General features: G+C 37.0%; 20 protein-coding genes. 18 read left to right on the top strand and 2 right to left on the bottom strand.

The window, feature by feature from the left end; translation table 11 throughout:
* The 10 genes from LC095_RS13665 to LC095_RS13620 all read left to right on the top strand — a co-directional run bounded on the left by LC095_RS13665 (position 1) and on the right by LC095_RS13620 (position 13058).
* The gene (locus LC095_RS13665) at positions 1-2340 is read left to right on the top strand and encodes an ABC transporter permease (RefSeq protein ID WP_226528670.1); all 2340 of its coding nucleotides are present in this window, start codon (positions 1-3) and stop codon (positions 2338-2340) included.
* Positions 2341-2472: 132 nt separating this feature from the next.
* Positions 2473-4101 carry a nickel ABC transporter substrate-binding protein gene (nikA, locus tag LC095_RS13660; RefSeq protein WP_226528669.1) on the top strand — a complete coding sequence of 543 codons (1629 nt, stop codon included), beginning with the start codon at positions 2473-2475 and terminating at the stop codon, positions 4099-4101.
* Positions 4102-4118: 17 nt separating this feature from the next.
* The gene (nikB, locus tag LC095_RS13655; RefSeq protein ID WP_226528668.1) at positions 4119-5060 is read left to right on the top strand and encodes a nickel ABC transporter permease subunit NikB; all 942 of its coding nucleotides are present in this window, start codon (positions 4119-4121) and stop codon (positions 5058-5060) included.
* Positions 5060-5893: a nickel ABC transporter permease subunit NikC gene (gene nikC, locus LC095_RS13650; protein ID WP_226528667.1), complete on the top strand. Its 834-nt coding sequence runs from the start codon at positions 5060-5062 to the stop codon at positions 5891-5893. The genes nikB and nikC overlap by 1 nt, the downstream gene beginning before the upstream one ends.
* Positions 5894-5909: 16 nt before the next feature.
* Positions 5910-6740, top strand: coding sequence for a nickel import ATP-binding protein NikD (nikD, locus tag LC095_RS13645; RefSeq protein WP_226528666.1), 831 nt, complete (start codon positions 5910-5912; stop codon positions 6738-6740).
* A 24-nt stretch (positions 6741-6764) separates the two neighbouring features.
* Positions 6765-7583: a nickel import ATP-binding protein NikE gene (nikE, locus tag LC095_RS13640; RefSeq protein WP_226528665.1), complete on the top strand. Its 819-nt coding sequence runs from the start codon at positions 6765-6767 to the stop codon at positions 7581-7583.
* Positions 7584-7840: 257 nt separating this feature from the next.
* On the top strand, positions 7841-8620 hold the full coding sequence (locus LC095_RS27070) for a MerR family transcriptional regulator (protein ID WP_226528664.1): 780 nt from the start codon (positions 7841-7843) through the stop codon (positions 8618-8620).
* Complete coding sequence (locus LC095_RS13630; protein ID WP_226528663.1) at positions 8598-10370, top strand: ABC transporter ATP-binding protein; 1773 nt, start codon at positions 8598-8600, stop codon at positions 10368-10370. The genes LC095_RS27070 and LC095_RS13630 overlap by 23 nt, the downstream gene beginning before the upstream one ends.
* A 143-nt stretch (positions 10371-10513) precedes the next feature.
* Positions 10514-11221 (top strand): M48 family metallopeptidase, encoded by a 708-nt coding sequence (locus LC095_RS13625; RefSeq protein WP_226528662.1) that lies wholly within the window; start codon positions 10514-10516, stop codon positions 11219-11221.
* Between the two features lie 319 nt (positions 11222-11540).
* Positions 11541-13058, top strand: a complete 1518-nt coding sequence (locus LC095_RS13620) for a glycine betaine uptake BCCT transporter (protein WP_226528713.1) — start codon at positions 11541-11543, stop codon at positions 13056-13058.
* A 56-nt stretch (positions 13059-13114) separates the two neighbouring features.
* On the opposite strand, the gene LC095_RS13615 is transcribed toward LC095_RS13620, so the two are convergent.
* On the bottom strand, positions 13115-14608 hold the full coding sequence (locus tag LC095_RS13615; protein ID WP_226528661.1) for a peptide MFS transporter: 1494 nt from the start codon (positions 14606-14608) through the stop codon (positions 13115-13117).
* 252 nt (positions 14609-14860) lie between these two features.
* Between LC095_RS13615 and LC095_RS13610 the strand changes: the two genes are divergently transcribed.
* The 3 genes from LC095_RS13610 (at position 14861) to LC095_RS13600 (ending at position 17817) form a co-directional block, all read left to right on the top strand.
* A complete protein-coding gene (locus LC095_RS13610) occupies positions 14861-15514 on the top strand; it encodes a hypothetical protein (RefSeq protein WP_226528660.1) in 654 nt (217 codons plus the stop codon).
* A complete protein-coding gene (locus tag LC095_RS13605; protein WP_226528659.1) occupies positions 15514-17217 on the top strand; it encodes a GMC family oxidoreductase N-terminal domain-containing protein in 1704 nt (567 codons plus the stop codon). The genes LC095_RS13610 and LC095_RS13605 overlap by 1 nt, the downstream gene beginning before the upstream one ends.
* A gap of 72 nt (positions 17218-17289) precedes the next feature.
* Positions 17290-17817: a DUF3231 family protein gene (locus LC095_RS13600; protein ID WP_226528658.1), complete on the top strand. Its 528-nt coding sequence runs from the start codon at positions 17290-17292 to the stop codon at positions 17815-17817.
* 542 nt (positions 17818-18359) lie between these two features.
* Here the strand turns inward: LC095_RS13600 and sstT are convergent.
* On the bottom strand, positions 18360-19607 hold the full coding sequence (gene sstT, locus LC095_RS13595) for a serine/threonine transporter SstT (protein WP_226528657.1): 1248 nt from the start codon (positions 19605-19607) through the stop codon (positions 18360-18362).
* A gap of 311 nt (positions 19608-19918) precedes the next feature.
* Here sstT and LC095_RS13590 point away from each other — a divergent pair, with 311 nt between their 5' ends.
* The 5 genes from LC095_RS13590 (at position 19919) to LC095_RS13570 (ending at position 26538) form a co-directional block, all read left to right on the top strand.
* Complete coding sequence (locus LC095_RS13590) at positions 19919-20692, top strand: NUDIX domain-containing protein (protein WP_226528656.1); 774 nt, start codon at positions 19919-19921, stop codon at positions 20690-20692.
* 15 nt (positions 20693-20707) lie between these two features.
* On the top strand, positions 20708-21397 hold the full coding sequence (gene pnuC / locus LC095_RS13585; protein ID WP_226528655.1) for a nicotinamide riboside transporter PnuC: 690 nt from the start codon (positions 20708-20710) through the stop codon (positions 21395-21397).
* Positions 21398-22414, top strand: coding sequence for a multifunctional transcriptional regulator/nicotinamide-nucleotide adenylyltransferase/ribosylnicotinamide kinase NadR (gene nadR, locus LC095_RS13580; RefSeq protein ID WP_226528654.1), 1017 nt, complete (start codon positions 21398-21400; stop codon positions 22412-22414).
* A 165-nt stretch (positions 22415-22579) separates the two neighbouring features.
* Positions 22580-24961 carry a polyprenyl synthetase family protein gene (locus tag LC095_RS13575; protein WP_226528653.1) on the top strand — a complete coding sequence of 794 codons (2382 nt, stop codon included), beginning with the start codon at positions 22580-22582 and terminating at the stop codon, positions 24959-24961.
* Positions 24962-25065: 104 nt separating this feature from the next.
* Positions 25066-26538 (top strand): protein adenylyltransferase SelO, encoded by a 1473-nt coding sequence (locus LC095_RS13570; protein ID WP_226528652.1) that lies wholly within the window; start codon positions 25066-25068, stop codon positions 26536-26538.
* Positions 26539-26667 lie beyond the last annotated feature (129 nt).

Below are 26667 nucleotides of genomic sequence, written 5' to 3'. Positions count from 1 at the left end.
ATGATGAATCTAGCTTTGGCAAATATTAGAAAGAGTAAATCTGCGACGGCTTCTTTATTTTTATTTATATTAATTGCTTCGCTCTTACTAAATATAGGCCTGATGGTTATTACACAATTAAATACATTTTTTGATCATAAAAATGACCAATTAAATGATTCGCACGTCACGTTTGTCATGGACCAAGAAAGTTACCAGCCGGCATATGGTGACTTTCTAGCAAACTATCCCGGGGTCACAGAATTGGAAATAGAAGATATTATCTATATGGACATTGCTAATTTTAAATTTGGTAATGGTGAATTATCTAGTAGTGCAATTTTTTATAATGCAGATGATAATCGTGACATTGGGTCGTTAAAGTTGATTGAAAAGGTAAATACATTAAGTACCAATGATATTTTTGTTCCGTACAGTTTTCAAACGAATGGGGGGTATAAATTAGGTGATTACATCACCTTCACGTACCGAGAACATGAATATGAATATCGAATTTCCGGATTCTTTGAGACAACGATGATGGGAACAAATAACATAGGTGTTATGAAATTTATGTTACCGGAAACCTCATATCAAAAATTAGAGAATGAACTAGATGATCAATCAGAAGCGTTGAGCTTATCTGCTATCATGGAAGATAAAATGCAATCGTCGAAGTTAAATAATGATTTTTTAAAGGAAGTTCAGCAATTTCAATTAGATAAACCGGCTTCTTATATTTTGGGATTAGATATTGAGTTGGTAAAAAATGTGAGTGTGTTGACTATTAACTTCATCGCTACAATCTTAGTAGCTTTTGCAGCCATTATCGTGCTTGTATCCCTGATCGTCATTCGATTCCGTGTTTCAAATAGCATAGAAGATGGGATGGGAAATATAGGTGTTCTTAAAGCGGTTGGTTATACAAGCAGGCAAATTCTTTCATCCATTATTCTACAGTTTATTTTAATTGTTATTTGCGCAAGTGTGGCAGGGATTATATCGTCATATGTACTAATGCCATTCTTCGGAGGTATTATTTCATCCTTATCCGGCTTAATATGGAATCAAAGAATTGATATCATCATCAATCTAGTCAGTATCATCCTTATCGTTTTTTGTGTTGTGATCGTTACATTACTATCTGCCTTTCATGTTAGGAAAATTTCACCAGTTATAGCGCTTCGTGGAGGTATTCAAACGCATAATTTCAGAAAAAATTATTTTCCTTTGGAGAAAGCAAGAGGAGGTCTTCATTTCTTACTTGCTATGAAATCGATGTTAGCAAATATAAAACAAAATATGATGATTCTTTTCATTATTATTTCGATAACTTTTGCTGCTGTCTTTTCTACAGTTCTTTATTACAACATTGCTTCAAACAATACTGCATTTATTAACTTATTCGGATCTGAACCGGGTAATGTGTTCATCACCGTTAAGCAAGATGCAGATACAAGAAACCTCTTAAGGGATATTGAAAAAATGGATCATGTTCGAAAGGTAAATATCTTCGACTTAATCGAAACAAAAATTGATGATCAAACGGTATATACAAATGTTACAGATCAATATAGTCGATTGGAAAATAATATTGTCTTTGAAGGGCGGCAACCTGAGCATGAAAATGAAATTTCGATATCTTGGGTTGTATCTAATCGAATTAATAAAGGAATTGGTGATACAGTTGAAGTAGAATACGGGAACAAAACAAGTAGGTACTTGGTAACTGGCCTCAGTCAATCAATTGGGAATTTGGGGCAGGTAGCTGGAGTCACAATGGAAGGAATACAGCAATTACATTCAGATTATAAAGGTACGTCCCTTTATGTATATTTAGATGGCATAGCAAACAAAGATTTTATTAAACTTGTCCAAGAACAGAACGGGGATTCAATTGTTGAAATGATGGATATCGATGAAAATATAGAGAGTCAAACAGGTATGTATACAGCTGCAGTCTTTGCTGTGATGCTGATGGTTTTAGCTATTACCGTTCTAGTCGTCGTAATGATTCTGTATTTGGTTATCAAAACAATGATTATTAAGCGGAAGAAGGAGTTTGGGGTAATGAAAGCGATTGGTTATTCTACGATTCAACTAATGAATCAAATCTCGATTAGTTTTCTTCCTGTTATTATGTCGGGTGTTGCAGTTGGTGGTGTGCTTGGTTACTTTTTTACTAACCCTATGCTCTCTTTATTACTATCAAGTGCAGGTGTTAAACGGTTGGATTTTATTATTCATCTTCCAATTATTCTATTGCCCTGTGTAGGCATCCTTATTTTAGCCTATATGGTCTCCATGCTCGTCTCTCGCAGAATAAAGAGGATTTCTGCCTACGGATTAATTACAGAATAGAGTAAATGGTGATTTATGGTTATGAAATATAGTTTGGTGAATTTAATGAATAATTTGAAATAATATTGACATTAACTTGTTTAGACTTTATATTGACAATAGTTCTCATTATCAATAAAAGGAGCAAGTAAAATGTCAAACATATTAAATAAAAAACAATCTTTATTTACTTTTGTAATAGTACTTATTCTATCCCTATCTTTACTAGGATGTTCAAGTGAATCAATAGATAATTCAGGAGAAGCTTCAAATGAAAGTGAAGATATGCTTACTTTTGCTTGGCCTAGAGATATCGGTGATTTAAATCCACATCTTTATAATCCAGCTCAATTATTTGCTCAATCTATGGTATATGAACCTTTAGTTAGTTATCAGGATGATGGTGAGTTAAAACCTCACCTGGCTGAATCTTGGGAAATTTCTGAAGATGGAAGAGAATATATTTTTAATTTACGTCAAAATGTGAAGTTCTCTGATGGCACAGTTTTTAATGCTGAGGTTGTGAAAAAGAACTTTGATGCTATTTTAAATAATATAGATTTACACAGTTGGTTAGGATTTATACCGAAGGTTGCTCAAACAGAGGTAGTAGATGAGTATACATTTAAATTAACATTAACAGAACCTTATTATCCTACTATTCAGGAGTTAGCTGTTGTTCGGCCAGTTCGATTTCTAGGAGAAGCAGGTTTCCCTGAAGATGGAGACACATCTAAGGGAATAACAACACCGGTCGGTACAGGACCATGGGTATTGGATGAATATAAAGTAGATGAATATGCTATTTTTAAACGTAATGAAAATTATTGGGGTGAACGACCAAGCGAAGAGAAGATTAAAGTAAAAGTCATTCCAGATGCTGAAACACGCGTACTTGCTTTTGAAAAAGGCGAGTTAGATCTTGTATATGGTGAGGGTGTAATCAGTTTAGATTCCTTTAAACAACTAGAATCTACAGGTTCCTATGAAACTAGTATTTCTGAACCAATTGCTACTAGACAATTAGTTATGAATACGAATAAGGAACAACTATCCGATATACGTGTTCGTCAAGCATTACATTATGGGTTTAATAAAGAAGCAATGGTCGAGGGAGTGACATCTGGAATAGAAGAGAAGGCTGACTATATTTTACCTACTAACTTCCCTTACACTTCAAATGTCAGTGCAAACAAGGTTAATTATGATAGTGAAAAAGCGAAACAATTATTAGATGAAGCAGGCTGGAAGTTACCTAAAGGAAAAGATATTCGTGAAAAAAATGGGCAACCCCTCGAAATTGAATTAATGTATAACTCGGCTGAATCAATTCAAAAAACAATGGCAGAAACATTACAGTCCGAGTGGGCGGGTATAGGTGTAAAATTAAATATTACCGGAGTAGAGCTCACCACTCAAGTAGAAAGATTTAAAGCGAATGAGTTTGATATGAATTTCTTTAGCAATTATGGCGCTCCATATGATCCACATACTTTTGTAAATATCGTTGCAACAGAAGGGTTCGGATTTAGGGAATCTATTTCAGCTTATCCGAATAAAGAGGAGTTACTTAACCAAATAGCTGAAGTTCAACAAACCATCGATGAAAATGAGCGTCAAAACCTTTACACAGAAATATTGGGTTCACTACAAGAACAAGGGGCAATCGTACCAATCTCTTATATTAAGCAAGTAGCAATCTATCAAAAGAGTGTTTCTAATTTCACATTCCCTGCTAATCGAGATGAACATCCATTCACAGGTATTAGTATCGAGAAGTAAGCGTTAGGAGATTTATTATGGGCACATATATCCTGAAAAGAATTATAACAATCATTCCTATATTCCTTTTAGCTACTTTATTAACATTTGGTATGATTCACTTATCACCGGTGGATCCCGCTGAGGCATACTTAACTGCTGCGCATATCCAACCAACAGAAGAGATACTTGCCCAAAAAAGACATGAGTTTGGCTTAGATCGACCTCTTTTAGTTCAATATATGAACTCCATTGTAAAGATTAGCCAACTTGATTTTGGAACCTCTTTTGTATCTAATAAACCCGTATGGGAAGAGGTTTCTTCTCGAATACCAGCAACCATTCAATTAACAATAGTCAGCATCATCATTGCGATTTTAGTTAGTGTTCCTCTTGGATTTTTAGCGGGTATAAAAAAGAACAGTGGAATCGACCATTTCAGTCGATTCCTCTCATTTTTAGGGGCCTCTATCCCTTCCTTTTGGCTTGGATATTTATTGATTTTTTTCTTTTCTGTAAAACTTGACCTTTTTCCAGTTGAAGGAATCGGAACATGGAAACATGTGATTTTACCTTCCATCACGCTGGCATTACCTTTAATTGCTTTATATACCCGGCTATTACGTGCAAGTGTTCTTGAAAACTTACAAGAACCATATGTACTTTTTGCACGGACGAGAGGAATTCATGAAAGAGTCATTATGGGAAAGCATGTATTAAGAATGGCCATTTCCCCTATGATTACAGGACTTGGAATGAATATAGGTAAACTAATGACTGGAGCAATTATTGTAGAGGCAGTCTTTTCCTGGCCGGGATTTGGCCGTTATTTCATTGAGGCTACATTTAATCGTGATGTTCCTGTTATTCAATGCTATGTGCTATTGGCAGCTGGGTTATTCTTAATAAGTAATTTGGTTGTAGATATTATCCAAATGTATATTGACCCACGTATTTCGAGAAAAGGAAGGCAACACTAATGATTGCGAAATTACGGGATAATTTAAAAAGTAAAAAAACGATTGTTATATGTTCTCTTATCATGCTTGTGTTATTTCTTATCACACTCTTTGCTCCCTGGCTTGCACCTAATGATCCCATCGCTGTTAATTTAGCTCATAAACTTCAGCCGCCTTCTTTGAATTACCCTTTAGGAACAGATCACTTAGGACGATGTACGTTATCCCGTATTTTATATGGAGCTCGGATTTCGCTTGGGTTTGCTACATTGATATTTATTTCCTCATTAAGTATCGGTTTAGTCGTCGGGATTATCGCTGGGTTCAAAGGTGGTTGGGTGGACCAGTTATTGATGAGGTTGGGCGATGGTGTGATGGCATTTCCAAGTCTTTTGCTAGTACTTGGGTTAGTCGGTATTTGGGGAGCGGGTCTTAAACAAGTGGTATTAGCATTAATTCTCGTCCAATGGGTCTATTATGCAAGGGTAATTCGAGGAATTGTCTTAAGCCTTAAAGAACAAAATTATATTGCTGCAGCCAAAATAAGTGGTTCTTCTCAATGGACGATTATGAAGAAACATATTATTCCAAATGTACTTCCACCGATAGCTGTAATGGGAACATTGGAAATGGGATGGGCTATTATGGATTTATCTTCTATGTCATTTTTGGGGTTAGGTGTGCAACCACCTACACCGGAGTGGGGGGCAATGATTCATGAAGGGAAGTCATATATAAGAACGAATCCTACCTTAATGATTTATCCGGGCTTAATGATCTTGTTAGTGGTTGTTACCTTTAACTTATTAGGAGAAGCACTATCAGAACAATTTGGAATTAAACGTCGTCAGTAAAAAGGATTGTTGAATAATGGAGATAAATAATTCAGATATTCTACATGTAAAAGACTTACATGTAAAAGTAAGAACCGCGGATGGTGTAGTAACACTTGTTCAAGATATAAATTTCAAAATGAAAAGAGGACATATTCTTGGTCTTGTTGGGGAAAGTGGTAGTGGAAAAACCGTGACTAGCATGTCAATTTTACAGTTGCACGATAGAAAAAATATGAATATCGAAGGAAGTATTACACTACAGGGTAAGGAATTGAATGGATTAGGTAATAAAGAAATGCAAAAAATACGAGGGAAGGATATTGCCTTTATTATGCAAAATCCGATGAATGCTTTTACCCCTGTTTTTCCAATTGGCCAACAGTTTGTTGAAACGATTCAAACTCACACCTCATTAAAGAAAAAGCAGGCTAAGGAGCTTGTTATTGATGTGATGAAGCGAGTCAATTTGCCTGACCCTGATAGATTATTAAAAAGTTATCCTTTCCAATTGAGTGGCGGGATGCTCCAAAGGGTGGTGATTGCTATGGCTGCGTGCTTACATCCTTCCCTTATTATTGCTGATGAGCCAACTACAGCACTCGATCCTCATAACCAATTAATCGTCCTTCGGCTATTAGATAAAATTCGATCTGAATATGGAACATCTATTTTACTCATTTCTCATGACCTTGGAGTTATTTCTGAAATGGCAGATGATGTAATTGTAATGAAACATGGAAGAATAGTAGAGAGTGCCAATGTGATTGAATTATTTGATAACCCACAGCATGAATATACAAAAAAGCTGTTAAGAACAAGGCCAACCTTATACTTACAAAAGCATCCTTATACCTATATGGTGTGATTACGAATTCAAGGAGGGATAACAATGAGCTTATTAGATGTAAAGCAAATAAATCATAGCTATCATTCTAACAGGTTTTTTAAATGGAAAGAAACATCAAAAAAAGCGCTTGTTGATATTTCCTTTTCTATTGAAGAAGGATCATGTTTAGGATTACTTGGTACAAGTGGTGCGGGGAAAAGTACGTTAGGAAAAGTAATACTTGGCATGCAACGTCCAGAGCAAGGTCAGGTGTTGTTTCAAGGGCATGATATTTATAAAATGGATAAGCTTACTCGTCAAAAACTACGTCGAGATCTTCAAGTTGTTTTTCAAGATTCCTATTCCTCAGTTAATCCCCGAATGACAGCTGAACGAATAATAAGCGAGCCGTTAGAGAACTATGAAAAGCTGACCGTAGGAGAGCAAAAGAGAAGAGTTGGAGAGTTAATGGAAAGAGTTGGCCTAAGTGAAAGGGATATGAAAAAATACCCACATCAATTTAGCGGTGGTCAATTACAAAGGATTAATATTGCCAGAGCAATCGCTCTTAAGCCAAAGTTAATCGTACTGGATGAATCAGTTAGTAGCTTGGATATGGTTACACAAAGCTTAATCTTAGAATTGTTAAAAGAACTAAAAGAAGATTTTGGATTATCTTATTTATTTATTACCCATGATATCAAGGCAGCTTTTACAATCTCAGATCGATTGGGTGTTCTAGAAAAAGGAGAGTTAATTGAACTTTACGATTCAAAAGATCAGTTTTTTTACTCGAAAAATCCCGTCGTATTACAAATGAGGGAGTCAATTCTTGCTGAACACCCACGCTTCCGTTCAATTTCAAAAAGTGAAATGATATAAGCAAAGAAATTTTTAATTTTTCTTGATGTAGACTCTTTAAAAAATGGAAATTAATTCAATTACTTAGGCCACTCCATTATGGAAGTGGTCTTTTTTAAAAGTTAACTTGTGTTCCATTTTTTCACTTCATGTAGCCTTCGATGGTCCTCACATCATTTTGTTAAATAAAAATTTTTTCAAGATATTACATTTCCACTTGCTTCTCACGTTAGGTAAGGTTTTATGATAATGATAGAACCTAAAGGGAGGGATCATTCGTGAAAGAAAGTTACTCAATTGGCGAGTTTTCTAAGAAAACAGCTACAACGATCAGAACGTTACACTATTATGATGAGTTAGGTCTACTAAAGCCTTCTTATGTAACAGAAAAGGGCAGACGCTTTTATACAAATCATGATTTCGTTATTTTACAAAGAATCCTTACATTAAAATACTTAGGATATTCATTGGAACAAATTAAGGGGTTTTTTCAAAAAGAAACATGGGACTTAATGGACACTCTTTCCTTTCAAAGAAAAGAAATGATCAAAAAGAAAGAACATATTGAAAATGTGATAAAGGCATTGGATCGTGCTCTCCATGTTTTAGAAGATCGTAAGGAAATAGTCCCTTCTGTTTTTATTACACTCATTAATACTATTCAAATGGAACATGAGCAAAAGGAATGGTTAAAAGGATATATAGATGAAGAGCTTGTTGAAGTAATTTATGATGTTCCTGAGAGTAAGCAATTGGAACTGGAAAAGAAGTGGGTCGAAATATCAACAGAATTAAAAAAATTAAATGACCTTGCTCCGGAAGATGATCGTGTTCAAGAACTCATTGGTGAGATGATGGCTCTTGTAAAAGAGTTAACGGGAGATGATCTTGCTTTTGTTCAAGAGATTGCTGATAAAGAAGTAGAGGATGAAACATGGCTTTTCCATTCACCGTTCTCTAGCGAAGAAGAAGATTGGATCGCGAGTGCCTTAAATGCCTATTTAAAAAGGAAAGGAGTGAATCTAAGCAATGGAGATGGAACAAAAGAGTATTCCTAGAGCAGATCATATTCGTGCTTTTTGGTCCTTAATTAAAGTTTCCAAGCCGCCTGTGAAAATTTTTTATGTGGCTGCTATTTTAAGCCTGCTTGAGACAGGAGCAGGACTAATTGTTCCTCTGTTTACAAAGTCATTGGTTGATCAGCTTTCCCAATCTACTCTAGAATTGTCCATTATCTTTTTATTACTGTTTGCATTTATTTTACAAACTGTCTCATCAGGCCTATCCTATTATTTTATGACCTATATAGGAGAATCAATTGTAGCTTCAATAAGAAAAAGACTTTGGAAGCATGTTCTTCATTCCCCCATCCCTTATTTTGATCAACAAGAGTCGGGTGATACGATGAGCAGGATTACCCAGGATACGAACACGATCAAAACGCTCATTACTCAGCACTTAATTACGTTTATATCTGGGTTAATTACCATTATCGGCTCGATTGTTATTCTGCTTATTATTGATTGGAAAATGACATTGATTATGCTCATCGCTGTACCAATATCCATTGCAATTATCATGCCACTTGGACAAAAGATGTATAAAGTTTCAAAGCTAACTCAAGATGAAATGGCAGGTTTTTCTGCAAATTTAGGGAGGGTATTGTCTGATATCCGGCTTGTAAAAGCATTTCATGCCGAGAAAACAGAACAAGCAAAAGGAGATGAAAGAATAGACCATTTATTTAAATATGGATTAAAGGAGGCACGAATCCTTGCGGTTATTTCTCCTTTAATGTCATTTACTATGATGGTCGTACTTGTCTTATTAATTGGGTATGGCGGTGTTCGCGTAGCATCTGGTGCTTTATCTGCAGGTTCTCTTGTAGCGATTATTATTTACGTGTTTCAAATTGTTGTTCCCTTTAGTCAGATGGCAGGTTTTTTTACAGCATTTCAGAAGGCGATGGGAGGCGCCGAACGAATTCAACTCATCCTTTCGCTTGACAAAGAAACAAGTGAAGATAACCTAGTAGTCCAGAACTCCTCTCAAGATATTCATTTCAAAGATGTTTCCTTCAGCTATAAACAAGGTGACTCTATACTGAAGCAAATGACATTATCCATTCCCACTGGAAAAACAACAGCATTTGTCGGTCCCAGTGGCAGTGGAAAAACGACATTATTTGCTTTACTTGAAAGATTTTATGTACCAAATACAGGTGAAATCTTACTGGGAGATACAAATATAAAGCAATTTAATTTGAAGTCATGGCGTAGTCAATTTAGTTATGTATCTCAGGAAAGCCCGCTCATGTCAGGGACAATTCGCGATAATATTATGTATGGTATGGAAAGAAATGTGTCAGATAAGGAAATTGAAGCATCGGCAGAACTCGCAAATGCATTAGAATTTATTTCCCGGCTTCCACAAGGATTTGATACAGAGGTAGGTGAACGGGGGATAAAGCTATCAGGTGGACAAAGGCAGCGAGTTGCAATCGCCCGGGCATTAATACGTGATCCGAAGATTCTCTTATTAGACGAGGCAACTTCTAATTTGGATAGCGCATCAGAACTGCTTGTTCAAAAAGCACTTCAACATTTAATGAAGGGTAGGACCACGCTTGTTATAGCACATCGGTTATCAACTGTTGTAGACGCTGATCAAATTGTTGTTTTGGATGGGGGGAATATTACGGGTATTGGCACACATCAACAATTAGTTAAACATCATGATTTATACCAAAAGCTTGCAAAACAACAGCTGCAGGATTCTGATATGGAGAACCATACAGTTGCTTTTTAAAGAACATATTTTGGTATGGCTCATCTGAATTATCCACCTGTTCCATAGGCGATGTATACTGTGTATACTATTCACTAACGTACCTGTTGCTTTTAAAGTGACAGGTTATTTGTAAAAAATTAATTTTTAATACAGGTGATGACATGATCCATACATACTTAGGTGAAACAATCCATGTTGAAATAAAGTACAAAAACCGGAAATCTATAGGTATTTCCATTGATAGCTTTGGGAAAATTGAAGTGCAGGCTCCGAAAAAGACACCTGATGAAAGAATACTTTGGGCATTAGAGGAAAATTGGGATCTCATTCAGCGAAAAGTAAAAGAAAAGAGCGAGAGGATGAAGGGACCTCAGAAAAAAGTATATGAGAATGGTGAGAGCTTTCTTTATTTAGGAGAAACCTATCCAATAAACATCATACATGATGTAAAGATCACCCAAGATCATGTTGTGTTTGAAGGAGAAAACCTATATGTCTATGTGAAGCAGCTTGATGATGATAAATATAAACAAGCTTTAAAACGATTTTACTATCAGCAGTGTAAGGTATTAGTAGAAAAAAGTGTTTCTTATTATAAAAGTAACTTCAAACCAAAACCTCGTTCTATTCGTATTACGGACAGTAAAACAACTTGGGGAACCTGTGACTCAAAACTTCATTTAACATTTAATTGGAGATTGGCAATGGCGCCACAGGATGTTATTGACTATGTAGTTGTTCATGAGATGTGTCACATGGTCCACTTAAACCACGATCGTTCCTTCTGGCGACTGGTTGGGAAAATAATGCCTGATTATAAGGAAAAAGAAAATTGGTTGTCACTAACAAACTGGAAGATGACCGTTTAAAAGCTAAAGGAGTTTAATCCATTATGGATTGGCTCTTTTTTGTGATGGAGATGAATGATGAGAACACAAAAAAACAAAGAATATGCCTATGAGCGGAAAAAGGCATCAATTTATGTTAAGGTAGTATAGGTAATTCTTTTTTGTCAACATTTTTTTGATCCGGTAATCTATAACGTTTTATTAAGTACATAGTCTAACACCTTGGAAATCAGTGGTGATTAAGAAATCATCTCCTGATGGAAATGTTGTCGTGATTAAGGGAATAGTAATAATAACGAAGTTTTCTAAAGAAAAAGATTATGAAAGAAAGGAACATTCGATGAAAAAAGTATCAAACGTGTTTTGGATCACTGTTGCAATTGTTCTTGCAGCAGTAATATTTGGTGTTTCAGCGCCAGAAAGTTTTGAAGAAGCTACTGGGAATCTGCAGGCCTTTCTGACATCAGCTTTTGGTTGGTATTATTTAATATTGGTTACAATCATTGTTGTATTTTGTGTTTTTCTTATTTTTAGTCCAGTTGGAGCCATTAAACTGGGGAAGCCTGATGAAAAGCCCGAATTCTCAAAAGGCTCTTGGTTTGCTATGTTATTTAGTGCCGGAATGGGGATTGGTCTTGTATTCTGGGGAGCTGCGGAACCTCTTTCCCACTTTATGGATCCACCGTTAGCAGAGGGTGGAACAGCTGCTGCTCATAAAGAGGCGATGAGATATACCTTCTTTCACTGGGGAATTCATGCTTGGGCCATTTATGCAATTGTAGCCCTTTCGTTAGCTTACTTTCAATTCCGTAAAGATGAGCCAGGTCTTATTTCAGCTACATTAAAACCTGTGTTGGGGAAAAAAGTGGAAGGTCCTTTAGGAACAGTTATCGACGTTCTTGCAGTCTTCGCCACTGTAGTTGGGGTTGCGACAACGTTAGGGTTTGGTGCAGCGCAAATTAATGGAGGTTTGTCATTATTATGGGACGTACCAATTAATTTCACGGTACAATTAATTATCGTTGTGATTGTTACAGTCCTTTTTATGATCTCAGCTTCAACTGGTTTAGGGAAAGGAATCAAATATTTAAGTAACGCAAACATGGTCTTAGCAATTGCCTTATTTGTTTTAATGTTTATTGCTGGTCCTACAATCCTTATCTTAAATATGTTCACTGATACATTAGGAGGATATATACAAAATATTGTACAGATGAGTTTCCGAATTGCTCCACTTAATGAGGAACATCGTTCTTGGATTAACGGGTGGACCATTTTCTATTGGGCATGGTGGATTTCATGGTCGCCGTTCGTTGGAATCTTTATTGCCCGTGTTTCAAGAGGTAGAACCATTCGAGAATTTATTATTGGTGTTTTATTACTGCCGGCACTCGTAAGCTTTATCTGGTTTGCTGTGTTTGGTACTTCAGCGATTGAAGTACAAAATGCGGGGAATATCGATTTAACAAGTTTTGCTACAGAGGAAGTCTTATTTGCGATATTTAGTGAAATGCCATGGTCGACACTTCTGTCCATTATAGCCATAACACTTGTTTGTACATTTTTTATTACATCTGCCGACTCAGCAACATTTGTGTTGGGAATGCAAACAACTTATGGTTCACTTACACCACCAAATTCAGTGAAACTAACATGGGGAGTTGCACAGTCAACTGTAGCATTAATTCTTTTATATAGCGGTGGTTTACAAGCTCTGCAAAATTCATTAATTGCTGCTGCATTCCCATTTTCAATTATCATTGTGTTAATGATGATTTCTCTGTATCGCTCATTAACGAAAGAAAAGAAAGAACTCGGTTTATATCACAAACCGAAACCACGTAAAAAACAAGCCTGAATGCTGAATAAACAAAAGGTGCAGTTCATCAGAACTGCACCTTTTGTTTTAAAATCTTATCGAACGCCCTTCATAAATACCTGAATTTTCGGTGAAAACAGGAATAGAATGATCGCCAGAACGATAGCTACCCCTCCAATCGTACCAAAGTAAAGGTTCTCTTTTTCGGGCGTATAGAAGCCTACAATTTGTGCATTAATCGCTTGGGCAGCTGCACTTGAAAGGAACCACAAGCTCATCGTTTGGGCTGAAAAGGCATTTGGCGCTAATTTCGTCGTAGCTGAGAGCCCTACAGGTGATAAGCATAGCTCACCAAGTACGACAATGAAATAACTTAGAACAAGCCATAATGGGCTAACTAATGCACCTTCACCAGTTAAAGCACCAGGCACAAGAATGACAATAAAGGATAAACCGGCAAACAATAATCCAAGTGAGAATTTTTGAGGAACTGTTGGCTGACGGTCCCCAAGTTTCATCCAAAGACCAGCAAAAACCGGTGCTAAGATGATAATAAATAATGGATTTAATGATTGAAACCAAGCGGGAGAAATCGTAAATCCTAAAAACTCCAAATCTGTACGTTTATCCGCATAATGAGCAAGGATTGTGGATCCTTGTTCCTGAATTGCCCAGAACATAACAGCCGCAATAAACAGCGGAATATATGCGATAATTCTAGAACGCTCGGTTGCTGTTGTTTTTGGACTGCGGTACATAACAATGAAATAAATTGTTGGGATTAAAATTCCTAAAATACCAATAAGAGCAACAAATGTATCAATAGTAAGAATGCCCATTGAGATAGTAATCGCAATGATTGCTGCTAATATAACAGCACTTATTCCTATTGTGGCAAAGACTTTTTTCTTTTCAGTTGGTGACAGTGGGTTTGGAACAACCGTACCAGCTAACCCAAGGTTTTTCTTCTTTGTAAAAACAAACACTAGTAATCCGAAAAACATACCAATTGCCGCTATACTGAAGCCTAAGTGGAAGTCATGTTTCATTCCAACTTCTCCAACAATTAGTGGAGCTAAGAAACCACCAAAGTTAATCCCCATATAAAAGATACTAAAACCGGCATCACGACGATTATCAGTCTCGCTGTAAATATCACCAACAACACTAGAAACATTTGGTTTTAGTAAGCCTGTTCCTATTACTATGAGGACCATAGAAACAAAGAACATAGATAAGTTTCCAGGTATTGCTAAGGAGATATGACCTAGCATAATGAAGATTCCACCATAAAAAATGGCTTTTGATGTTCCGAATATCCGGTCAGCGAGCCATCCGCCAATAATTCCCGACATATAAACAAGTGATCCATAAATAGACATGATTGCTAAAGCGGTGCTCTCTTCAAGACCTAATCCGCCTTTTGACACTTCATAGTACATATAGTAAACGAGTATAGCTCTCATTCCATAATACGAGAAACGCTCCCAGAACTCTGTGAAGAAAAGAGTGAATAATCCCTTAGGATGTCCAAAAAATCCTTTTTGAGGAACACTTTCCACAATTTTCTGTTTATTTATGTCTGACATCTTACAACCTCCTTTATTCTATTAATATAATATATTTTATCCGTTTATTTTGTCAAAAAACTGAATATTTATAAAATGTTAGGAATTTTAATTATAAATAATACTATTTTAGTAAAATATGGATAGCGTTATTGAAAGCGTTATCTATATTGTGGGTCAAAGTACCTGTTGTACTTTAAAACTTCCTGACATAGAAAACAAAATCATAAATAATATCTAAGATGGGAAGGAATTTTTGAAAAGGGGTGGAAAATGGAGATTACAGGAAGTGAGAGAAGGGTTAATTGTTATATTAAATCCACCTTCCAGGCTCTAGTGCATGCTATTATTCCACCAACTCCATGCTTGGCAGATCCATTTGGAGTTGTTTTTCTTCCGGGGGCATTGGAATTCAAGGTCTATAGATATGTGATATGGATATTGAATCATTCAATATCTTATCCTGTAAAATTGAAAATTAATGTGCAATCAATGGCTTTGTCTACAGCTGAACTGTTGGATCTTGGAGCAGCTCGCTTGATTGTAACCTGTCAAAATGTATCCCCTCTAAATTTTAGAAGATTTCCTCATGGCGGATTGTTTTCTAAGTTATCACCCTTAGACCGCTTAAGGGCGCTTACTCTCATTGACAAACTTGAAATAAATATTGACTATGTAAAACCTCCTTATAAGAATAATCCTGATCTCGTCCGGCAAATGACCGCTGTATTAAATCAACTGACAATGTTTGGCTTCTATTCAGAATGGATCGGGTACGGAACAACCAGTCAATGTCCTCCAAATCAGAGAAGGGTAGAATATTTTCCGCCAGGATGGATTCAGGCCAAATATCCAGGTCCAACTTATGCATACCGTGACTTTCGGGGGTTCTTAGCCTATATCACACATGAAAAGGAGAAAAAATAATGGACTATCAGGATGTGATTATCATTGGAGCAGGCGGAGGTGGAGCTGTTGTTGCAAAGGAATTGGGAGAAAAAGGATTGAACGTACTAGTCCTGGAAGCGGGACCATGGTACGGGAATAAAAGGTGGCCAAATCCAAATGGTGCACCTGGAGATATATATAGCTCTACACCAGCAGATTTGGATGTCGCTTTATATAAACAATTAATAGATCAAAATGAAATGAACATGAATGATTTGGTTACTGGGAGATATCGTTGGGGGCCGGCTGACCGCAGACGGGCCCAGTGGTTTCGGACGAGTAGCCAGAAGGGAATGATTTGGCAATGTGCTGGGGTTGGAGGAACCACCCAAGTCTATACAGCCAATTGTCCCCGTGCCTATCCAATTGCAATTGATGATAAATGGCCTCTATCTTATCGAGAACTTATTCCTTACTATGAAAATGTAGAAGCTACATTACCGGTTAATTTCGCTCCTGTAACTGCTAAGGAGGAATTATTTTATTATGGAGCCAAAAAGCTCGGATTGCTCATGATCCCTACACTTGATGTGACAGGTCCAGGTTATAGACCGCAGCCTAACGCCATTTTACTTCCCAATGAAAAGATCAATAATCCTACTATTTCAAATGAACAACTATCTTGGATGGAGGGATGTACACTTGCTGGACATTGTATCAATGGATGTTCAAATGGACCATCTGTAGATAAAGTCGCAAAACGTTCAACAAATGTAAGTTATGTCCCTTTAGCTTTGAAAACAGGAAATGTTAGGATACGTCCTAATGCATTTGCTGTTAAAATCCTTACTGAAAAAGATGGAGCCACAGGGCTTAGGGCCAATGGGGTAAAAATAAGGAATACATGGACAGGGGAAGAGGAAGTAGTAAGAGCAAAAGTCATTGTGATGGCTTCCGGAAGTATTGAAAGTCCGCGCCTTTGGATGAATTCAGGATTACCGGAAAATCCATGGGTAGGGAGAGGGTTAGTCAATCATTATATGGACTGGGTAACTGGAATTTTTGATGGGAAAGATTTACTCTCAATCATTGGAAATACAGAAATTAATCCGTTTGTGGGAAATACATGTGGAGCAAGGCTGGATTATCCAGGTTTGGGTGCATTACAGTCAGTGGGGATGAGTCCTGGTTTAACAGCTTCTTTTTATGGAATCAGTGAATCTGGATATTCCTTCTTACATTCTCCTGAACCTGGTGATCCATGGGATGTGAAGGGAAGTCCCTATGGGTATGAGTTAAGTGAATGGATGGACGCCTATCGTAGATCCTTAAGTATCTTAGTATCAACAGATGATGATGTCGATCGGTGGAACGGAGTGACTGTAAATCCTCAGATTAGTGATGAAAATGGGCCTGTTCCAATCGTGAAATATTCTCCAACTTTCCAGTCAGTTAAAAAACGCAGTGAGTTGATGAAATTAGCTGCGGACCTTTTACGTAAAGCAGGAGCAAAAAGAATTATATGGTCAAATTGGCCGCCTGGCATGATGATTCATATAGAGGGCACGATGAGAATAGGTTTTGTTGTTGATGAGAATTGTGAATCATTGCAAGTAAAGCGGCTATATATTGCTGATAATAGTGTCCACTTCAATGGTTTGGGTGGAGCAAACCCGACTCTTACTACACAAGCGTTAGCTGTACGTACTGCTGAAAAACTAATGGAAAGTTATTTTTATTAGCATTTTTCCTAATAAAATGGAAAAAATACCACCATAACAAATTATATCCAAGGATTGGTGGGAATTTAATATATGAGATTTTTTGAAGTGATTCATGATGCATTTGCACCTTTTATGGACGGAGAAAAAAGACCATTGACTGTAATGGAAGTATCAAACCTGTGGTTTTTTCTTTTAGGTACTGAAACAACATTACGTAATGAAGAGCTCGGGATTAATCTAGCTCAAGATCCAGAGTTGAAAAGAATCTTGAAGGATACAAGGGAAACATTACATATCCCGATAAGAGATGAACTTATTGAATTCTTAAAAAAGGAAAACGTCCCATTACCAAATTCAACTCCAGAAAAACCACTAGGAGATTTTCAAAGTATACCGGAGGGGGCAAAATTAAACGATGAAGAATTGGCAAATTTAATGTCCTTTAATCTTTCCCAAGGGATCAATTATGCAGCTAGAGGACTTTCGGAGTCAATTCGTGCCGATGTTGGATTAATTTTCTCAAAAATCATCTATAGGAAAACAGTAGCCGGTTTAGTTGTCAAACAGTATTTGGATCAGCGGGAATGGCTTCGAATTCCACCTTTTTATAAAGCTTAGCTTATAGGTGATATAGTATTAGAAGAACTGGCTTTCACCATTAGATTGGTGATAAGTCTTAGTTCTCCTTAGAATCTTCTTGAAGTGAAAAAAGTGTTATTTAAAAAATTAAAGGTAGATCAGCTGTTGAATGAAACAGAAGAAGAAAGTACTGGAAGTAATAGTACAGCTTATATAGCCATATTTTTTATTTTTATAGTTACTGCTGTTTGTATGGTTTTTATTAGGGTGGAAGATTTCCTGCTTACATTGTTCTCTCCTGCAATCCTAATAATGGTGATCCGACCACCTTTTCAAACAAAGAAAGGACTATTTCGGGTGGTTAGCTTGTTGTATCTGTTGTTTCTCCTTTTTATTACGATCTTATGGTCTTCGCAATTATGTAAAATTGAATATATTTAAGATATAGGATTATATAAAAACTGTAGCGGTTTATCAACATTGAATAAACCGTGTTGTTTAATAAGAGAGGAAAACCCCTTCACCATTTGTATGTGAAGGGGTTTTTTTTCTAAGTTTTTATGAGAACAAATCTAAGCTTTTTATTTATGGGACAATGAACCTGTCCCTCCGTACCTTTTGCCTTCTTTACGCTTTTTTGCGTATTCTGCAGTTGCTGTGTAAAGGACGTCGGAGGAGGAGTTAAGAGCTGTTTCGCAAGAGTCTTGTAAAACACCAATAATGAATCCTACTGCTACGACTTGCATGGCCACATCGTTTGAGATTCCGAATAAGCTGGATGCTAATGGAATGAGTAAAAGTGAACCACCGGCTACACCTGAAGCACCACAGGCAGAAATCGCTGATAAAACGCTAAGGATGAGTGCCGTTCCCATATCAACTTCAATACCTAGAGTGTTTACAGCAGCAAGAGTTAAAACAGAAATTGTTACAGCTGCTCCAGCCATATTAATTGTTGCGCCTAATGGAATGGAGACAGAATACGTATCTTTATCTAAATCAAGTTTTTCACATAGACTCATATTAACAGGAATGTTTGCTGCTGAACTACGTGTAAAGAACGCTGTGATTCCACTTTCTTTTAAACATCTAAATACAAGCGGATATGGATTTTGGCGAATGTTGATAAACACGATAATTGGGTTTACAACAAGAGCGATAAAGAACATACAGCCTAGTAAAACTAACAATAATTTTCCGTAATCAAGCAGTGCTGACAACCCATTAGTTACAAGGGCTTCAAACACAAGTCCCATAATACCAAGCGGAGCTAAATTTATGATCCACTTTACAAGTTGAGAAATGGCATCTGAAAAGCTAGCAAGCATATTTTTAGTTGAGTCAGGTGCATGCTTTAATGCGATGCCAAGTAAGACAGCCCATGCAAGAATACCGATATAGTTAGAATTTATGAGAGCATTAACAGGATTGTCGACAATGTTAAAGAGCAATGTCTGAAGTACCTCGGTTATGCCGCTAGGTGGTTCAAATCCTTCGGCCCCTGTCTTAAGTGTTAGGGTTACAGGGAAGATAAAGCTTGCCACAACAGCGACAAGACCTGCAAGAAATGTACTAATTATATATAGGATAATAATAGATTTCATGTTTGTTTGCTGGCCGCTCTTATGCTTAGAGATGGCATGCATGACCAAAAATAAAACCAATACAGGTGCAACAGATTTTAATGCACCTACAAATAAAGAACCAAATATCGTAACCCATTTTGCTCCATCAGGGACAGTTAAAGCAAGAATAACACCGATGATAATCCCCACAATAATACGAGTTACCAAGCTGAGTTGGTTCCATTTGTGAAATAAACTCTTCATTTTTGTGTGCCTCCGATTCTATGTTGAAGTCTTAGAAGTCCTTCATTGCGTTGATACATTAATACGTATAATCATACATAGAAGTTAGTTTAACACGAATAATGTTGATTGTGAATGGAAGGTAAAAATTGTTTTTTAGAATTTTATGAAAAAATAGATCATTGAGGTCAATTGATAGATTAATAGCGAAAGTTGAAAGATTTATGAGAATAAAATCTATAGTGATATATTTTCCAAAATTTTCTTGACTCTATTAAGGAAAGAGATTATATTTTAATTAACAAAATGTTAATTAATCGGTGGTGCTTGGAGTGAGTAGAAAATCGACTGGATTTATAACACCGGATGGATATACGAGTGATATTGCTGTATTTACCATTACTTCTGAACATAATGGAGATCACAAGCCTCCTTTAAAAAAACTTAAAATCATGCTTATTAAACGCAGTGAATCAGACCATGAGGGTAATCCAAATATGGAGGCGGGGAAGTGGGCATTACCGGGAGGGTTCGTCCGTTCTAACGAAACTGCATTACAGGCAGCAGAACATAAGCTTGAAGAAGAAACAGGTGTCAGCGGATTGAGGATAAAACATTTTGGCACGTATGATTCTCCAAACAGAGATAAACGGGGATGGATCATTTCAAGTGCTCATTATGTCATTGCGAAAGAAGAAGCATTGAGAAACCGTAAGACAACATATGATGCATCAGATATTCAACTCTTTACGATCAAAGAGGCTCTTAACCTTTCTCTTGCCTTTGATCATCGTCAAATTATTGATGATGCGCTTTGGTTTATAAAAAAGGATATGGCTCTTACAACACTTGCCCAACACTTTTTACCAGAAGAGTTTGTGCTATCTGAATTGCAGGGTGTTTTATTAACAATTCTAGATGATTTATCCATATCTACCGATGCTGCTTTCTTTAGAAAGGCACCAAAGCTGCCGTTTATTGAAGCAGTTACGGAGAATGGTCAACTGAAGAAATCAAATCGATACTCGAAAACACCTGCTCAGCTATACCGGTTTACTGATTTCCAGCCGAAGGTTTCAATCTATAACCAAAAACTTAAGGGATAAAGGAGAGGTGTTTGGATGTTGAGAGATTGGACATTATTTGAAAAGTTATGGCTGCTTATTTTTACTGTTGTTAATGTTTATCTTTTCTTCGCTTGGTCTGATTCACTCATTGGGTTAATTTCTTCTATAACAGGAATGCTTTGTGTTGTGTTAGTAGCAAAAGGGAAAATATCAAACTACTATTTTGGGATTATTCAAACATCAACCTATGCGTATATTTCTTATGGGTACGGTCTATATGGAGAGGCAATGTTAAATGGATTGTTTTATCTTCCGGTCCAATTTATCGGGATCTATCTATGGAATAAGCATAGAACAGATCAAGGAGTAAGTGGTGAGGATGTAAAGGTAAAGCGGCTCTCAAAGGCAGGATGGTTCTATACCATATCGACTGCTGTGATTCTTATAATCGGCTATGGATTTTTTCTGAAGTATTTAGGTGGAAATAGTGTCTGGGCTGATTCAGCGACAAATGTATTGTCTGTAATGGCACAAATTTTAATGTTAAAACGCTTTGCCGAACAATGGTTACTATGGATATCAGTCAATATCCTATCTATTTATCTATGGATTAGTGTACTCCTTACACAAGGTGGAAACGACTTCTCGATGCTGGTTATGTGGACGGCGTTTTTAGTAAACAGTATTTATGGATATATCAATTGGAGAAAGTTATTTTCAAAGCAAAATACGGAGGCGGAGTAAATGACAGTTGGATTTATAGGCGGAAAATTTCTGCCGCTTCATCTTGGGCATGTTTATGCCATCATTCATGCATCTACAATGGTCGATGAACTTTATGTTGTATTGTCTCATAGTAAAAAGCGTGATACAGAGCTGTTCTCTGAGTCAAAAATGAAATATATACCGCCTCAAGTTCGATTGCGTTGGCTATCCCAATTAACAAGAGATATGCCGCAGGTTAAGGTTATTTCAATAGAGGATGATCAGGGAAATGATGATTATAATTGGGCAGAGGGTGCAGAGTTAATAAAAGGGAAAATTGGAAAACAGATTGACTATGTATTTAGTTCTGAGTATGAATATGGAGAGATATTTCAGGCGCTGTACCCGAACTCCAAGCATGTGTTGATTGATCCGGAACGTCATTCAGTCAGCATATCTGCAACAAAAATCCGTCAAGAAGGTGTATTTAATCATTGGGAGTTTATACCTGATGTAGTGAAACCTTATTTTATAAAGAAGATTGTCATCATTGGAACAGAGAGTTGTGGAAAATCAACCCTTACCAGAAACCTTGCAAAATTATATAACACAACCTATGTCTCTGAATATGGTCGTACTGTTTGTGAGGAATTAGGCGGGTGTGATGGGGTTATCGCCAAGGAAGATTATCAAAAGATTGCATATGGTCATAAAATGGAGGAATATAAGGCGATAGAAAAGGCGAATAAACTTGTCTTTGTTGATACAGAGGCAATAGTTACACAGTTTTACTCTAACCTTTATAATCAGGAGCATCAACCTGTTCTGGATGAAATGGCCAAATTGCAAGACTATGATCTTTGGTTATTTTTAGAGCCTGATGTTAAGTGGGTTGATGATGGTTTAAGGGTTCATGGGGAAGAAGCAATGCGTGTTCATAATAATGAATCCTTAAAAGAATTACTAGATAACCAAAACATCACGTATAACATCTTGAGTGGTGATTATCACAGGCGTTTTATCTCTGCTGTTGAATTAATAGAAGAGTTGATATAAAAAGGTTCAAATTTTTCTTCGTGTATTGGAATCGTCTGTTTTAAAAGGAATTTAAAAACTTTATTCATGGTGAGTTGAATTAATGAGAATAACCAGGTCAATTTTCGCTTATATTTCACTATACTTTGGTATAATTTTTGGAAGCATCAAACAAGAAGTAGAGGAATGTTCACTATGAATAAAGTGTTTATTAAAAATGCAGATGAAGGCTATCTTTTAGCTGAAAAGCAAGCATCTCATTATTTTTCATCATTATATAAGCAGTTGTTACAGAAAACATATGTAACAACGTTAACGAACGATTTTGCTTCATGGAAACAGCATCATCTTGGAACTAACAGGTTATTGTCCTTCTTTTCTCGTTGGGAGCAAAAAGATGATTCACAGAATTACAACAAATATATTCAATGGATGGAGAAGAAAGGGAAACTCGATCATTACTTGGAGAGAAGTGTTTCATACATTTATATGCGGGATCTAGGCAAGACATTGTATGAGTCTGAAACAAAGTCCAGGATTCAACATGTTGTTCAATCATTAAAAACGCAACTTACGCAAACTTCTGACTCATTAGAGGAGAAGTTTGACATGTCCTCTTTATACCGATGGGCTAAGAAGGAAGGAATTGAAACAACCTTCATTTGGCTGATTCATAAACTTAAAACGGTATCTCTTCATATTCCGAAGGGGATGGATGCGACTCATGCTCAAAGGAAGTTAATCAAAATCATTGCCGGTGTGGTCATGCATGCAATTGAGGAGATGGAGGAGGATCTTTTACCGACAGAGCGGTCTCGACAGCTTAATGAGGCCATTAGACTAGGGTATGCTTATGGTCTTACCTACCCTTTTATTGATGATCTTCTGGATTCCAACGTTCTATCCGAATATGAGAAAAGGGCGTATTCTGAGTTAATCCGGACAACACTCGTTACAGGATCAGTACCTGATTTAGGAGAGTGGAAGGGCGAAAATAAAGAATTAATGACATTTATCCACTCTGAACTTCAACAAGCGTTTGATTATATTAAGGTCTATCAGAGTCCTGAAAAGATGTCCTCCTTCTTAGAGCAGTCATATGTGTTCTTTCATTCCCAGGAAGAGGATCGTATGAAGGATCTTGAGAATGAAAAGTATTCAAATGAGGAGTTGTTCATCCCCGTCATATTAAAATCAGCTTCATCCCGTTTAATCGTTCGGTCCGTGTTGAATACACCTGAAGATGAAGGATTTGAAAGCAGAACATTCTTTTATGGAATTTATAATCAATTGGCTGATGATTTTGCTGATATGTTTGATGATATGAATGCTGGAGCGGTTACTCCCTACACCTATTATTTAACATACCATGATAAACGGGATGATCTTATAAACCCGTTTGAATTGTATTGGACCGTCATTTCTCATTTAATCCATAATATCTACCATTCTGATCCGATGACATGTGAAGTCATGCTTGATCGTGCGATAAATGGATTAAAGAGGTTTAAACAGAGAATTGGAACAAAAAAATACAATGAAGTAATGAAGGTTTTTACTTCTGACATCACTGAGTTCAATCATATGATTCAACAATTCGTCAAAAAAGCAACGAATGTGGACTTTTTTGATAAGTTGCTCAGAGATCATATTATCACATCTATAAACAGTAACCGTGAAGAACAGGATAAGTTCATCAAAACCGTCCGTGAAGTCAGGAATATGATCAATCCACTATTACAGCTTCCTTATGAAACTTCTACTTCTATTGAAGAGAATTCTATTGTTGAGGCAGCGAATTACAGTCTTGAAGGTGATGGAAAGCGATTAAGACCCATCATGACATGGGTAATTGGAGTGGATGTCTACGGATTGGATATGACAGCCATTCAGCCGCTATTAAAATCGTTAGAATATATGCATACCGCCTCTCTCATATTTGATGACCTGCCAGCTCAGGATAATGCACCTATTCGCCGAGGGCGTCCTACTCTTCATGAAATGTATACAACAGCTACAGCAGAGTTAACAGGACTTTTTCTTACCCAAAAAGCAGTGAAGGAACAAGCAACTTTAGACATGTATGATCCAAGAACAGTCTTAAATTTGATCCAATATTCTGCACAAATGACAGCGGATATGTGTAAAGGACAGGCAATGGATTTAGAGTCAAAGGGAAAGAAACTGACGTTGGAGCAATTAAATGAAATGTGTTTTTATAAAACAGGTCTAGCCTTTGAGGCTTGCCTCATCATGCCGGCCATCCTTGCTCATGCAGATGAAAAGGAGATGGAAGATTTAAAAACCTTTGCCTATCATGCAGGCATAGCTTTTCAAATTAAAGATGATTTGCTTGACTTTGAGGGAGAATCCAATCAACTTGGAAAGTTAGCAGGTATAGATGCAGAAAATGATAGTTCAACCTTTGTGTCTGTTCTAGGTGTTGAAGAGGCGAAAAAGGAGATGTGGGAACACTACTGTTTAGCTATGGATGCATTACAAGAGATGCCCCGTCATATTCCTTTTTTGAAACATTTATTATCTTATTTTGTAAACAGAGACCGCTAACTTTAGAAATGGACCTTTAATTGGGTATAATAGAATGAACACAAGAGAGACTAATTTTGAATCGATTCAGACAATAAACAATTGTAAAAAGGAGATCCATCCAAATGACAAATGATAAAGTAGAAAAAGCCGGATGGAATTTAGATAATAGCTATGCCCGTCTTCCGAAAAATCTGTTTAGTCATCAACATCCAACTCCTGTAAAGGCCCCAACACTCATTAAGCTTAATGAGACTTTAGCAAAAGCACTTGGGTTAAATGTGCAGGAGTTGAAAAGTGAGGAGAGTTTAGCTGTTTTTGCGGGTAATCGAATTCCAGAAGGAGCAACACCTCTTGCACAAGCTTATGCAGGTCATCAATTTGGACACTTTAATATGTTAGGGGATGGTCGAGCTGTTTTGCTTGGCGAACAGCAGGATCCTCATCATGAAAAATATGATATTCAGCTAAAAGGATCAGGACGTACACCGTACTCTCGTGGAGGAGATGGTCGTGCAGCCCTTGGACCGATGCTTCGTGAATATATCATTAGTGAAGCTATGCATGGACTTGGGATTCCAACAACGCGAAGCTTAGCAGTTGTCACAACAGGAGAATCCATCCTTCGTGAAACAGAGCTACCCGGGGCTATTTTGACACGAGTAGCAGCAAGTCATATTCGTGTTGGAACATTTCAATATGTAGCTCAATGGGGCACAGAAGAGGAATTAAAAGAGTTAGCTGATTATACTATAGCCCGACATTATTCAGAACTAACATCAGATGAGAACCGATATCTTTCATTTCTGAGGACTGTAGTAAAGCGTCAGGCAAAGCTTATTTCGAAATGGCAACTAGTTGGATTTATTCACGGGGTAATGAATACAGATAACATGACAATCAGTGGGGAAACAATTGACTATGGTCCATGTGCTTTTATGGATACATATAACCCTGCGACAGTGTTCAGTTCTATTGATGTTCAAGGTCGTTATGCATATGGTAATCAACCGAACCTCGCCGGTTGGAATCTTGCCCGTTTTGCAGAAACGTTATTACCTCTTCTTCATGATGATATAGAAGAAGCGGTTAAAATTGCCCAAGGGGTTATTTCAGAATTCCCTGATCTGTATGACTCCTATTGGCTTGATGGAATGAGAGCCAAATTAGGAATTTTTAATAAAGAGGCAGAGGATCTTGCCCTTGTTGAAAATCTTTTAACTATCATGCAAAAATACAATGCAGACTATACAAATATGTTTAGAGCATTAACATTTGATACCATTGAGGAAACTGATTTAGCTAGTAAGGAAGATTTCAAAAATTGGTATGATCAGTGGAAGGAAAGACAAGGCAGACAGAAGGAATCAGATAAGGAAGCATTAGAGCTGATGAAGCAAAGTAATCCGGCAATTATTCCGAGAAATTATCGCGTGGAAGAAGCGTTGGATGCGGCCGTTGAAAAAGGGGATTACCACGTGATGGAACAGCTGCTCGAAGCTTTATCAAACCCTTTTGCACACTCACCTGATCAGGCTAAGTATTGTACAGTCCCAACTGATTTGGATGGGACGTATAAAACTTATTGTGGAACATGATATACGATATAGAATGTTAATACCCAATAAAAATGCTGCCCTCTCGTGTAGAGGGGGCATTTTTGTGCTGGAAACTGTTAATTCATTCCAGGTACGAATAGATTCCATAATTGTTTATAGTCCTTTATA

Source organism: Metabacillus niabensis, assembly GCF_020524345.1.
GTDB lineage: Bacteria > Bacillota > Bacilli > Bacillales > Bacillaceae > Metabacillus > Metabacillus niabensis_B.
This window is presented reverse-complemented; position numbering and strand designations above follow the sequence as displayed.